This is a genomic window from Stenotrophomonas sp. FR024 (assembly GCF_047500745.2).
GTDB classification, from domain to species: domain Bacteria; phylum Pseudomonadota; class Gammaproteobacteria; order Xanthomonadales; family Xanthomonadaceae; genus Stenotrophomonas; species Stenotrophomonas maltophilia_A.
This window is the reverse complement of record NZ_JAXAXM020000001.1, coordinates 266,474-279,251: the sequence shown is the minus strand read 5'-3', so window position 1 is coordinate 279,251 and position 12,778 is coordinate 266,474. Positions and strand designations below refer to the sequence as shown.

Annotated in this window: 11 protein-coding genes; 1 reads left to right on the top strand and 10 read right to left on the bottom strand. The window is 67.3% G+C overall.

Going from position 1 to position 12,778, the window contains the following annotated elements; translation table 11 throughout:
* Nucleotides 1–19: 19 nt before the first annotated feature.
* The gene (locus tag ACMZ91_RS01205) at nucleotides 20–628 is read left to right on the top strand and encodes a HutD/Ves family protein (protein ID WP_100437461.1); all 609 of its coding nucleotides are present in this window, start codon (nucleotides 20–22) and stop codon (nucleotides 626–628) included.
* A 340-nt stretch (nucleotides 629–968) separates the two neighbouring features.
* Here ACMZ91_RS01205 and ACMZ91_RS01200 read toward each other — a convergent pair whose 3' ends face one another.
* The 10 genes from ACMZ91_RS01200 to ACMZ91_RS01155 form a co-directional block, all read right to left on the bottom strand.
* Nucleotides 969–2,573: a sulfite reductase subunit alpha gene (locus tag ACMZ91_RS01200; RefSeq protein WP_414576625.1), complete on the bottom strand. Its 1,605-nt coding sequence runs from the start codon at nucleotides 2,571–2,573 to the stop codon at nucleotides 969–971.
* Nucleotides 2,570–3,541 carry an FAD:protein FMN transferase gene (locus tag ACMZ91_RS01195; protein WP_414576627.1) on the bottom strand — a complete coding sequence of 324 codons (972 nt, stop codon included), beginning with the start codon at nucleotides 3,539–3,541 and terminating at the stop codon, nucleotides 2,570–2,572. Before ACMZ91_RS01195 ends, ACMZ91_RS01200 begins: the two co-directional genes overlap by 4 nt.
* Nucleotides 3,542–3,593: 52 nt before the next feature.
* Nucleotides 3,594–4,397 (bottom strand): DUF4198 domain-containing protein, encoded by an 804-nt coding sequence (locus ACMZ91_RS01190; protein WP_100437464.1) that lies wholly within the window; start codon nucleotides 4,395–4,397, stop codon nucleotides 3,594–3,596.
* 76 nt (nucleotides 4,398–4,473) lie between these two features.
* Nucleotides 4,474–4,992, bottom strand: a complete 519-nt coding sequence (locus ACMZ91_RS01185; RefSeq protein WP_049398798.1) for a DUF2271 domain-containing protein — start codon at nucleotides 4,990–4,992, stop codon at nucleotides 4,474–4,476.
* A gap of 26 nt (nucleotides 4,993–5,018) precedes the next feature.
* Nucleotides 5,019–5,657 carry a PepSY-associated TM helix domain-containing protein gene (locus tag ACMZ91_RS01180; protein ID WP_414576629.1) on the bottom strand — a complete coding sequence of 213 codons (639 nt, stop codon included), beginning with the start codon at nucleotides 5,655–5,657 and terminating at the stop codon, nucleotides 5,019–5,021.
* A 208-nt stretch (nucleotides 5,658–5,865) separates the two neighbouring features.
* Nucleotides 5,866–8,286, bottom strand: a complete 2,421-nt coding sequence (locus tag ACMZ91_RS01175; protein ID WP_317217207.1) for a TonB-dependent receptor domain-containing protein — start codon at nucleotides 8,284–8,286, stop codon at nucleotides 5,866–5,868.
* Between the two features lie 146 nt (nucleotides 8,287–8,432).
* Complete coding sequence (locus ACMZ91_RS01170; RefSeq protein WP_049398800.1) at nucleotides 8,433–8,834, bottom strand: hypothetical protein; 402 nt, start codon at nucleotides 8,832–8,834, stop codon at nucleotides 8,433–8,435.
* 164 nt (nucleotides 8,835–8,998) lie between these two features.
* Nucleotides 8,999–9,676 carry a Fe2+-dependent dioxygenase gene (locus tag ACMZ91_RS01165; protein WP_061479225.1) on the bottom strand — a complete coding sequence of 226 codons (678 nt, stop codon included), beginning with the start codon at nucleotides 9,674–9,676 and terminating at the stop codon, nucleotides 8,999–9,001.
* Between the two features lie 10 nt (nucleotides 9,677–9,686).
* Nucleotides 9,687–10,406 (bottom strand): tetratricopeptide repeat protein, encoded by a 720-nt coding sequence (locus tag ACMZ91_RS01160; protein ID WP_149908885.1) that lies wholly within the window; start codon nucleotides 10,404–10,406, stop codon nucleotides 9,687–9,689.
* A gap of 68 nt (nucleotides 10,407–10,474) precedes the next feature.
* Nucleotides 10,475–12,763, bottom strand: a complete 2,289-nt coding sequence (locus tag ACMZ91_RS01155; protein ID WP_414576631.1) for a TonB-dependent receptor — start codon at nucleotides 12,761–12,763, stop codon at nucleotides 10,475–10,477.
* Nucleotides 12,764–12,778: the final 15 nt, after the last annotated feature.

The following is a 12,778-nucleotide window of genomic DNA, read 5'->3' as shown; positions in this document are numbered from 1 at the left end:
GGCATGATGCAATGCGCCGATGAACATCGACTCCCTGTTGCACACTCCGAGCCAGGTGATCTCCCGCCTGGACTATCGCCGCGAACGCTGGCGCAACGGCCTGGGCTGGACTCGCGAGATCCTGCGACTGCCGGCGCAGGGTGATGACTGGGCGCTACGCCTGTCGGTGGCCGAAATCGAGCAGGATGCCGCGTTCTCTGCCTTCCCCGGCGTGGAGCGCGAACTGGTGCTGCTGCAGGGCAATGGCGTGCGCCTGCGTTTCGAGGATGGCCGTGTGGCCGAGGTGCTGCCGCCGCACGGGCGCGTGCGCTTTGCCGGCGAGGAAGCGCTGCACGGCGAACTGGTCGATGGCACCACCCACGACTTCAACCTGATGTGGAAGCGCGAGTTGCTGCAGGCCGAACTGCTGCACCGGCCGTTGGTGGGCACGATGTTCTTCTTCTGCGAACCGGGTGTGGCCTGGGCGCTGCATCTGCTGGCTGGTCAGGCGGAGTTCGGTGCAGACAGCGGCTTGCCGGCGCTGCAGGCGGGAGACACTGCGTGGTTGGCGGCCGGTGAACGGCAGCGTCATGCGGTGCAGGGCGGTGGCGAATTGCTGGCGATCCGGATCAGTGCGGCGGCGGGATGATTCCTGGGCGCCGGTCGGCACTATCCACGCATGGCGTGGATCTACTGGGGTGCGGTTGCCACCATGCCTGGACACGCCGTTGTAGATCCACGCCATGCGTGGATGCGGCCGCCGATACCGCGTCATGGTGCGAACCAAGGTTCGCACCCACCAGGAATCGGTTCGCGCCAGCCGAATCTGTTCAGTAGATCCACGCCATGCGTGGATGGGGCCACCGACACCGCGTCACGGTGCGAACCAAGGTTCGCACCCACCAGAATGCGGTTCGCGCCCACCAGAAGGCGATTCGCATCCGCCGAAGTGGAGCAGTACATCCACGCCATGCGTGGATGCGGTGGCCTCAATACACATCGCGCCGGTAACGACCGGCCAGCAACAGCGCTTCCTTGCCCGCGGTACCCAGCACCTGCTCGATCACTGCATCCACCGCCGGGGCCATGCCCTGCAGGCTGCCGCAGACCAGGATCGTGGCGCCTTCATCCACCCACTGGCGCAGCGTTGCCGCTTCGGCCAGCAGCCGGTCCTGCACATAGCGGTGCGCACCGCCATCGCGGCTGAACACTGCATCCAACCGCGCCAGCGTGCCGTCGGCCAGCATCGCCTGCAGTTCTTCACCGAAGTGGAAGTCATGCGCGGCGGTGCGCTCACCGAACAGCAGCCAGGTGCGGCGTGCGCCACTGCGTACGCGTTCGTGCAGATGCGCGCGCAGGCCGGCGATGCCGGTGCCGTTGCCGATCAGCAGCAGCGGCACATCGGCGGGCGCGCCATGGAAATTGTCGTTGCGGCGCAGACGCAGCTGTACCGGTTCGCCGATGGCAGCGTGGTCGCACAGCCAGCCGCTGCCGATGCCGGGTGTACCGTCAGCGCGCAGCTGGCGGCGCAGCAGCAGCTCAACCGCACCGTCGGCCATGACCGAGGCGATCGAGTACTCGCGATGCGGCAGCGGTTGCAGGGTCGCCAGCAGCGCAGGCAGATCACCCGGGGGAACCAATGAGGGCAGGTGCGAGCGCGCGACGCGTGCCAGCAACGTCTGCCCGTCATCCAGCACGGTGTCCGCGTCGAAGCGTTGTGCATCCAGCCAAGCACGCACGGTGTGCGATGCGTGCTGCGGGCCGATCTCGGCGATGTCACCGGCCTGCCACTGCGCATTTGCATCGGCCGGGGGCTGCAGGCGCAACCAGTACACCGGACCACCGGGGCTGCCCGGGTTCAGATGCTCGCGTTGCAGCAGCGTCCACGGCTGGTACTCGGCCGGGCTCCAGTCGGGCAGTTCGCTGGCGTTACCGCCGAGTTGTCCCAGCAACTGTTGCCAATGACGCAGCGCTGCCGGATCGGCGTTGTCGACCTCGATGGCGTCGAACAGCGGATGCGCGCCGTGTTGGCGCAGCCAAGTGTCCAGCTGGTGGCCGAATCCGCAGAAGTGGCCATAGCTGCGGTCGCCCAGCGCGAGCACCCCGTAGTGCAGGTGCTGCAGCGGGGGCGGGGTGGCCATCACCCCGCGCAGGAACGGCAGGGCGTGGTCGGGTGGATCGCCTTCGCCGGTGGTGCTGGCAATAAACAGCGCGCGCTGGCTGGAAGCCAGCAGTGCTGCATCCACCTCATGCAGTCCGCGCACGCGCACTGGCACGCTGGCACCGCGCAGGGCCTCGGCGCTGCGTTCGGCCAGTTCGCGGGCGAAGCCGGTCTGGCTGGACCAGACCAGCAGGATGGGCGCGGTGTCTCCGGTTGCGGCGTCGTCGCGCGGGCGCCCACGCCACCACAGGGCCGCGCAGGCCAGCGCATACAGCACCGTGGCGAGCACCGCGATCTGCGACTGCCGCGCCGGTGGTGCGCCCCGCCACCACGCTTCGCCGAGATGCAGGCGAAGCAGTGCCCAGCCGATCGCTGCCAGCAGGAGCAGAACCAGTGCGTTGCCGAGCCAGGCGCGCGATGGACGTGCGCTCATGCGTCCTGCTCGTCGAGCAGGCGCTGGAAGGCGCTGCTGAGAAATTCCTGCGGGCCGTCTGCCGCACGCTTCAGGTAGCGCGCAGCCAGTCCTTCGCGCTCGGCCAGTGCCATGCCCTGTTCGCGCCCGAGTACGGTCAGTGCGGTGGCCCAGGCATCGGCGTGCATGGCGTCATCGGCCACCACGGTTACTGCCGCGGCAACCTGCCGCACCGGTCTGCCGGAGCGCGGGTCCAGGCTGTGACTGTAGGCCTCGCCATCGGCCTGGTACTGGTGCCAGCGATCACCGGAGGTGGCCACCGCCTTGCCGTCCAGCGCCAGCACCCGTGGCGGGGTATCGGTGTGCACGTCTTCTTCGGGTGCGGATTCCACCAGCACGCGCCACGGCTGGCCGTCCGGTTTGCGGCCGTAGCCGGCCAGTTCGCCGCCGACTTCGATCAGCGCGGCAGTGATGCCCTGTGTGCGCAGCCACGCAGCGACATGGTCGACGCCAAAGCCCTTGGCGATCGCAGAGAGATCCAGTTCCAGTCCACCCGGTTGCAGCAGCGCATCGTCCTGCCACTGCAGGCGCTGCCAACCGCAGCGATCACGCGTGGCCTGCAGGGTAGCGTCGTCGGGCTGGCGGCGTTCACCGGCATGTGCACCGAAGCCCCACAGTGCAACCAGCGGACCGATGGTGGGATCGAAGGCGCCGTCACTGGCGGAAGCGATGGCCTGTGCGCAGACCAGAACGTGACGGGTTTCGGCCGGCAACGCGCACCATTGGCCGGCGTCGGCGCGGTTGTAGCGGCTTAGATCCGAGCCGGGTTCCCAGGTGCTCATCTGTGCGACCACTTCATCCAGCCGCGCCTGGATGCCAGCGTGCAGCGGGTGCAGGTCGCGCTGGCGCGATGCGACCAGCGACACGCTCCACGTGGTGCCCATGGTGGTGCCGCCGAGGCGGGCGATGTCGAGCAGGGAATCGGTCATGGTGATGCGTAGCAGCGGCGATGCCGGGGGCTGCCCGGCATCGCAGTCCACATTACTGCGGCAGCACTTCCAGCGTGGCGACGTAGCTCAGGCGGCGCTTGGCGGCCTGCTTCACCGAGGTCTTGTTGTCTTCGGTGCCGGTCTCCAGCCAGTACATGCCGGCTTCCGGCCAGGTCACCTTGATCTCACCCTTGGCATCGCTGGTGACCTTCAGCTCGTCCTGCGCGTTGCGGTAGCGGGTGGCGCCACGCACGATCTCGAACTCCAGGCCGGCGGTCGGCTTGCCGTCGACCAGCACGCGGAAGGTGGCTTCCTCACCGGCGAACAGATCGTTCGGGTGGCCGACGGCGACCAGCTCGATACCACGGTTGGTCGGCTTCAGCGCGGTGTCGTTCGGGGCGCCGTTGGTGACGAAGGTCTCCACGCGGCCGACCGACTGGCTCACTTCCAGCTTCTTCGCATCCTTGGGCAGTTCGCCGAAGGTAGCCACGCTGCCGCGCCAGCGCTTGCGCTCGCCGTTCTGCTCGTAGGTGGCGAACAGGCCGTCATTGACCGACGCGATGCGGTAAGTGCCCTGCTGCTTCAGCTCGACATCGAACACGCTGCGGTACTTGCCGGTGGCGGCGTTCTGCGCCTGCACGGTGCTGCCGTCCGGCGCGGTGATCACCACCGATTCCAGGCGCAGCGGAACGTGATTGAAATAGAACAGGTCATTGGAGACCGCACCGTCGACGGTGATCCACGGCGCGTTGCCGGCGATCACGGTCTGCGAGGGCAGCAGCCAGGCCTTGTGGGCCAGGGCGGAGAAGGGAAGGGCAGCGGCCAGAGCGGCGGCGAGGACAAGCGTGCGCTTCATGCGGAAGACTCCAGGTGGATGCAGGGTGGTGCGGTGAGGGGAGGGGAATTACGACTTAATCCCCTCCGTCCCCTTTTCAGGGTTTGACGGCGAGGGTGACCTGGCCCAGTTCGGTGGCGCCCTGTGCCTTGCCGGTCTGTGCGGCGGTGGCCGGCCAGGTGAAGGGGATCTTCAGCAGCTCGCGGCCGCCGACTTCGCGCACCGCTTCCACCACCAGGGTGTAGTTGCCCGGGGCCAGCTGCTTCAGCGCCGGCTGCTTGTCGTTGAACGACAGCGCGTGCTTGCCGGCCGGGCGGGTCGGGCCGGTCACGCCGTCCACCGGCACCTGCAGGGTGCGGCCGCTCTTGCGCCACCACTGGCGCAGGTCCGGCAGCCACTTGGTGCCGTGGCCTTCGCTGTTGCTGGTCTGCTGGTACCAGACCGACAGGTTGGCGGCGACCTTCTGGTCGGCGCCTTCCAGCCACACCGCCACGTACGGGCGGTGGTACTCGGCCACGTTGAGCTTGGGCACTTCGACGTTGATGTCGAGGGTGGTGGCATAGGCCGGCGAGGTGGCCAGCAGGCCGCTGAGGGCGATGGTCAGGGTGACGCGCATGGGGCGGCTCCGGAAACGAAGGAAAGTCAGTGGATCAGCAGCAGGGCGATCAGCAGCGGGATCATCAGGCCGAGGCCGACCAGCGGCCAGGTCATGCGCCGCTGCCGTGCATGCAGGTGAAGCAGGAACAGGCCGGTGATGCAGAACACCAGGCAGGCCACGGCGAACAGGTCCAGGAACCAGCCCCACGCCGGGCCCGCGTTGCGGCCCTTGTGCAGGTCGTTGAGGTAGGACACCGCGCCACGCGAGGTTGATTCGTACTCCACCGCGCCGGTCGCGCGATCGATGCTCAGCCAGGCGTCGCCACCCGGGCGCGGCAGCGACAGGTAGATCTCTTCGGCCGACCACTCGGCCGGGCGCCCGCCGATGGTGATGCCCAGCTGCGTGTCCAGCCAATGCCGTGCCGGGCGCGGGATCGGCGCGTTGCCATCCTCGCGCGTGCCCAGCTGGCCCAGCAGCGCGGCCGGCAGTTCCAGATGCTGGTTCTGCACCTCGGGCTTGGCCTCGATCTTCGCGGCATGGTTGAGGGTCAGGCCGGTCACCGCAAACAGCAGCATGCCGATCAGGCAGACCGCCGAGCTGATCCAGTGCCACTGGTGCAGCGTCCGCAGCCAGAAGCCACGGTTCTGTTGCTGCTGCACGGTGGAAGAGGCAGGACGGCTCACGGCACGGTTCGAGGCGGACGGGGACTGCCCATTACATCATTGATGAGAATAGCTCGCAATTGCGTGTCGTTCTGTATCCCAGAGGGATTGCCGGCCAGCGGCCGGCACTACCGACTGGCCGGCAATCCCACGGATCAGTAGATCCACGCCATGCGTGGATGGAGCGCTGCCGACCAAGGTCGGCACCCACCAGGGCAGGGCGCAGAGATCAGAACTTCGCGTTCAACGAAATCCAGTAGCTGCGGCGCTGGTCCTTGGTCGCGTAGTCGTCCACGCAGCTGAACTCGCTGGGATTGAGCAGCAGGCACGACTGCGAAACGAAGTCCTTGTCGAACAGGTTGTTGACCCGCGCGTTGACCGTCAGCCACGGCGTGGCCTTCCAGCTGCCACCGAGATGGAAGATCGTGTAGTCCTCGTAATAGCGCACGTGGCGGGCGCCGGCACTGTCGATGAGGGTGTCGCGATAGCGGTCGTAGCGGCCTTCGCCGATCAGCGACAGGCTGATCGCTTCGTTGATCTGCCAGTTGAGGCTGGCGTTGGCCATGTGCTTTGCCGGCGTGGTGCCAGAGATCGGGCGCCCTTTGTCGGGGCCGCTGGTCTGTTCGCTCTTGGTCCAGGTGTAGTTGCCGCGCAGCTGCAGGTTGTCGAGCAGGTCGACGTGGCCGGCCAGTTCCGCACCGCGGGTCTCGGCCTTGTCGATGTTCACGCTCTGGGTGAAGGTGCTGTAGCCCAGTGCTGCCCAGCCCGGGCCGATGTCCACGCAGTAACCGCTGCCGGCGCGGGCCACTTCGCAGTTCGGGAACGTGCCGCCGCTGGCGATCTTGTCTTCGAACTTGTTGAAGAAGCCGGTGACATTGAAGCCCCAGCGCTGGCCTTCGTAGTACGCGGCCAGCTCGTAGTTGGTGCTGGTTTCAGGCTTCAGGTTCGGCGAACCCACCAGCGGCAGCACGCCCTGGCCACCGAAGCCGGTGATGCCCGGGAACAGCTGGTCGGGACGCGGCGTCTTGTAGCCGGTGCTGACGCCACCTTTGAAGGTCCAGGCGTCAGTGGCGTTCCACACCAGGTAGCCGCGCGGGCTGACATGGCTGCCGAACACGTTGTGGTCGTCGTAGCGCAGGCCGAAGGTGGCGGTGAGGGTGTCGGTCAGCGACCAGTTGTCCTCGGCGAACAGCGCCCACATGCGGTGCTTCTGCTTGGTGTTGCTGCGGTAGCCGGCGCCATCCATGCCGAACACGCCGTCGATCATGTCAGTGTTGTTGTACTGGCCGCCGACGGTCAGCTTGTGCGCGCCGAAGTCGAGGTCGAGCATGGTGTCGAGCACGTAGCCTTCCAGCTCCATGGTGCGCAGCGGACGCGGCAGGAATGCCTGCAGGCGTGCCATTTCACTTGGGTTGAGGGCGGCCAGTGCATTGCCGCGGCCGGCCGCGCAGTTGTTGGCGCCGCCGGTGCGGCGGCAGACGTCGTTCCACAGTGTCTGCAGGTTGGCGCGTTCGTCCAGGGTCAGCGGCAGCGAGCGGCCCAGGTTGCTGCTCTTGCTGTGGGTCAGCGAGGTCTGCCAGGTGCCGAAGCTGTAGCGGCCCTGGTGGGTCAGCGACAACTGGTCGCGCTCGTAGCGCTGGTAGGCGGTGTAGCCCACGCGCGGCTGCACCACGCGGCGGGTGACGGTGCCGCTGCCGTTCGGGTTGGGGATGACGGCATTGCCGACGCGCCACAGGCTGGCCAGGCTGTCGAGGGTGCCGGTCTGGCCCTCGCTGTTGTCGTACTTCTGCCGCGACACGTCGTAGTCCAGCCACAGTTCGTGGTCATCGTTGACGTGGAAGTTCAGCCGCACACCGGTGTTCCAGTTGGTGTTGGCCACCGACTTGCCGCCGCCACCGAAGCCGATGCTGCGTTCCCACAGGCTGCCGTCGGGCAGGGTCAGTGCATCCCATTCCGGATTGGAGGCCTTGGCGTCGTAGTAGCTGCCGCGTACTGCCAGGCCGATACGGTCCTTGACCAGCGGGCCGCTGAGGTAGACGTCGGTGGTACGCGCATCGCCGAACTGATCGTCCTGCTGCACGGTGAAGCCCTGGGTGAGTGCGCCGTGCCAGCTGTCCTGGTTGCGACGGGTGATGATGTTGATCACGCCGCCCATTGCATCCGAGCCGTACAACGTGGACATCGGGCCGCGCACCACTTCAATGCGCTCGATGGCATCCAGCGGCGGCAGGTAGGCGAACTGGCCACCGCCGAAGTTGTTCGGATACAGCTGGCCGACATTGCTCTGGCGGCGGCCGTCGATCAGCACCAGGGTGTACTCGGAGGGCAGGCCGCGCATCGAGATGGTGGCACGGCCGTTCTTGTCGCTGGCTTCCAGACCGACGTCGATGCCTTCAACGTCGCGCAGCGCGTCGACCAGATTGGTGTACGGGCGCTTGCTGAGTTCTTCGCGGCTGACCACGCTGATGCTGGCGGGTGCATCGACCACCTTCTGCTCAAAGCCGGAGGCGGTGACCACCACCTTGTCCAGCGTCTGTGGCGCGCCGGAAGCGTCACCGTGGGCGAAGGCAGGGGCGGTCATGGCTGCCAGCACGGCGCTGGTCAGCAGGGTACGGGACAGGGACGAACGGACACGATGGCGCTGGGCCATGGCAGTAACCTCGAAGGATGCAGGGTGGTGCAATGCCAGGCGCGAACGGCGCGGCATGCACGGGGAGGCCCGGTCAGGGGCGGCAGGGATGAAGCAGGCAGCGGCGTGCGGGCACGACCGCGCAGGCGGTCACGCGGGGCCGTGATTCAGGCGAGCGGCGGCGCCTGGCCGCGTTGCTGGCGGCGCCCGGGCGCGTCGGCCCAGGGCGTGTCCGGAGCGGCCAGCGGCCAGTCCGGGCGCACGCCGGGCATGGCCGGCGTGGTGGGTACGAGTTCAAGCTCGGTACGCAGCCATTGGCTGGCCAGCAGCAACGGCGGGCGTGCCTTCTCGGCCGATTTCACCGGGGCGGCAGCACAGCGGCGCAGTTTGGCCGGTGCTTCTTCCTGCGGGGACGCTTCGCCACCGCGCTCTTCCAGCGGCATCTGCACGGCCATTCCGGCCTGGCCGTGGGGCAGCAGCGGCAGGGTGCCCAGCAGCAAAGCCAGCATCGCCACCCACGCCAGCAGGCTGGCCAGCGCAGGACGCTGACCGCGCATGGCGGTGCCCATCTTGCGATGGATGAGTGGGCGAGGGCGAAGCGGGCGCAGCAAGCAGGGGTCCCCAAGGGTCTGCCGGCAGCGGCCGACATCAACGGGGCGTGATTGTAATGAGAGCTGTTAGCTGTTGCAAATGAGAATGATTGCCAAAATGTCGCAGGCCGGCCGGATCCGGCTCAGACCTCGCTCCAGCGCCGCAGCAGGTTGTGGTAAACGCCGGTCAGCTGCAGGATCGCCTCGGCGTCGCCGCCGGTCTGCCGCAGGCGCTCGATCGAGCCGTCCATTTCCCACAGCAGGCGGCGCTGCACATCGTCGCGGATCATGCTCTGTACCCAGAAGAACGAGGCCACGCGCGCACCGCGGGTGACCGGCCGCACCTGGTGCAGGCTGCTGGACGGATACACGATCAGGTCGCCGGCCGGCAGCTTTACCTCGTGCTCGCCGTAGGTATCGCTGATGATCAGCTCGCCGCCCTCGTACTCCTCGGGCGCGGACAGGAACAGGGTGCAGGAGATGTCCGAGCGCAGCTGTTCGCCGTTGGCCAGGTTCATCACCGCGCCATCGACATGGAAGCCATAGGTGCCGCCCCCGCTGTAGCGGTTGAAACGCGGCGGCAGGTACTTCAGCGGCAGCGCTGCGCTGAAGAACAGCGGGTGCCGGGCCAGCGCGACGAGGATGATCTCGCCCAGTTCGCGGCGCAGCGGCGAGGCCTCGGGCAGCTGCTGGTTGTGCTTGGCCTGCGCGCCCAGATGGCCGACGGTCTCGCGGCCATCGGTCCAGTCGGCGGCATCCAGTCGGCGGCGGAAGTCGGCCACCTGGTCTGCGCTGAGAATGTCGGGGATGTGCAGCAGCATGCGGGACTCCTCAGAGGGACGGCGGTGCGACCAGGGCGCGCACCTGCGGATGCGGCGACGCGGCCAGTTCCGGCACGATGTGCGCCATGAACGCCGGGCTGCCGTGCGCCAGTGCGAGCCGCAGCCAACGCACGGCCTGCTCGACCTGGCCGGCCTGCAGCAGGATGGAGGCGTAGTTGGCCTGGCCGCGGAAATCGCCGGTCTCGGCCGCGCGCCGGTACCAGCCCAGGGCGGCCTGCGGATCGCGTTCGATCTCCAGGCCGTCTTCGAGGTGGCGGGCCAGCAGGTTCATCGATTTGGCATGGCCCAGGTGTGCGGCACGGGTATACAGGGCCAATGCCTGCGCGCGGTCCTGCGGTACACCGCGGCCGGTGGCCAGCAGGTTGGCCAGGTTGTACAGGCCCCAGTCCAGCCCGGTGTCGGCCGCGCGCCGGTACCAGACCGCGGCCAGCGTCGGGTCGGCGACGGTGCCCTGGCCCAGCTCATGGCAGCGGCCGAGCATGTTCATCGCCATCGGCGCGCCGTTGTTGGCGGCGGTTTCGTACCAGAGCAGCGCGGCCGAGGCGTCCTGCGCGGTGCCTTTGCCTTCCATGTGCATCTGCGCGAGCAGCAGTTGTGCCTCGACCTGTCCAGCCTGCGCGGCGTCGCGCACGCGTGCGAACGCGGCCTGCGGATCGTGCTGCAGCAGCTCGGCCAGGGCGTCGCTGTCGATGGGAGTGCGGGTAACCATGGGGTGAGTATCGCCGGAAACAAAAACGGCGGCAGGAGAGCCTGCCGCCGTGGTGGAGCGGAGTTACATCAGAACTTCACGTTCAGTGCCAGGGTGGCCGAGCGACCCGGGGCGATGCTCGCGTAGTGCGAGGCATAGGCCTTGGTGAAGTAGGTCTTGTCGGTCAGGTTCTGCACGTTGAGCTGCAGGCTGATGTTGTCCTGGATCGCGTAGCTGGCCATCGCGTCGAAGCGGGTGTAGCTGGCAATCCACTTGGTGTTGGCGACGTCACCGTACTGCTTGTCCGAGTAGAACGCACCGGCGCCGATGGTCAGGCCGATCGGGAAGCGGTAGGTGGTCCACAGGTTGGCGCTGTGCTTGGCGGTGTTGGGGAACACGTTGCCGTTGTTCGGCGACGGCACGTAGATGCCGCTCGGGCAGGTGCGGCCCGATACGGCGCAGACAAAGCCGTTGTCCTTCAGTTCCGAATCCAGGTAGGTGTAGCCGCCGTACAGGCTCCAGGCATCGGTCAACTGGCCATTGAAGCCCAGCTCGAAGCCGTTGATTTCCTTCTTGCCTGCGTTCTGGCTGGTGCCGTTGTCGATCGTCACACGTGCGTTGTTCATCACGGTATGGAAGATCGCCGCGGTCAGGTTCAGGCGGTTGTCGAGCAGGTCCCACTTGGTGCCCAGTTCGAGGTTCCTGGTGTCCTGCGGCTTGAGGTCGGCCACAGCCGCGCTCAGACCGTCGGAGCCGTCACCTCCGTCCATGCCCGGCGGGGTCGAAGAGGTGCCCCAGGACAGGTAGATGCTACCGTTGGCCGCCGGCTTGAACACCACGCCGGCCTGGTAGTTCAGGAAGTCGTTGTCATTGCGCACGCGGGTCGGCGCCGCACCGGCCACCGGCGTGGTCAGGGTGGTGCGGAAGTCGTCGTAGCGCAGGCCGAGATTGAAGCTCCACTGTGCGTTGAGTTCGATGGTGTCGAACAGGTACGCCGAGGTGGTCTTGGTGCGCTGTTCGACGTCCAGCGCCTTGTCGCTGCGATACACCGCGTGGGTCGCCGCCCACGGATCGTTCGGGTTCGGATTGGCGAAGCTGGTGCAGTTGTAGCCGGTGGCCGCGCCGGTGGTCGGGCACTTGCTGTTGCCGGTCAGCGGGTTACTGGTGCCCGGGGTCATCAGGTAGCTGCCGCGGGTCATCTTCTCGTCGCTGTACTCCACACCGGCGCTGTAGCTGTGCTTGAGCGCGCCGGTCTGGAACGCGCCGGTCAGGCCCAGCTGGTCGGCGAAGCTCTTGACGTCGACGGCGCGGCTGTTGGTACGGCGCCACAAGGTGCCGTAGTTGTTCGGGTTGCCCTGGCTGTCGTCCGGCTGGGTCCACAGGTAGTCGTTGCTGGTGTTGCCCAGGCGCGCGATGTTGCGCAGCTTGTGGCCACCGAAGTCGTAGCTGGCGTCCAGGGTGCTGATGTCGGCGCGGGTGCGCTGGAAGTCACGGTCGACCAGGCCATAGTAGTTGTTGCGGTCCGGCACCATCGGGCGGCCATCGACCCACTTCGAGGCCGGCGCACCGTTCGGATTACCGTACGGGAAACCACCTGCATCCGGCAGGTCATCGCTCTGCATGTGGTAGTGGCTGGCGATCAGCTGTGCCGGACCGTTCAGGCCGAACGCGATCGACGGCGCGATGCCCCAGCGGCTGACATTGGCAGCGTCGCGGCCGGCGATGTCCGACTCGTGCTTCATCAGGTTCAGGCGGGCGGCGATGCCATCGCCCAGCACGTAGTTGGCGTCCACGGTGCCGCGTGCGTAGCTGTCGGTGCCGATGCCCATGCTGGCGCTGGTCTCGTTCTTCAGCTTCGGCGTCTTGCTCACCAGGTTCAGGCTGCCACCACCGGAGTCACGGCCGCCGTAGGCCGAGCTCGGGCCCTTGACCACTTCCACCTGCTCCAGGTCGAAGATCTCGCGCGTCTGCGAGCCGACGTCGCGCAGGCCGTCGACGAAGACGTTGCTCTGCGAATCGAAGCCACGGATGAAGGGGCGGTCACCGGTCGGGTTGCCGCCTTCGCCGGCACCGAAGGTGATACCCGGGACCATGCGCAATGCATCCTGCAGGTTGGTTGCACCGGTTTCGGCGATCAGCTTCTCCGAGACGATCGACACCGACTTCGGGGTGTCCAGCAGCTCGGCGGTGAACTTCGGCGAGGACGGATTGAACCAGCTGCCGCGCACCTGCACCTTGTCCAGGTCGGTGGCCTTGCGGGAGCCGGCATCGGCGCTGTCGGCAGCCTGTGCGGCCAGCGGTGCGAAGCCGGCGGCCAGGGTGGCGGTAGCGAGCAGGGAAACGCGCGGAGCGTGCTTGCGGGACGTGATGTGGGTCATGGTCTGGGTGGCGGT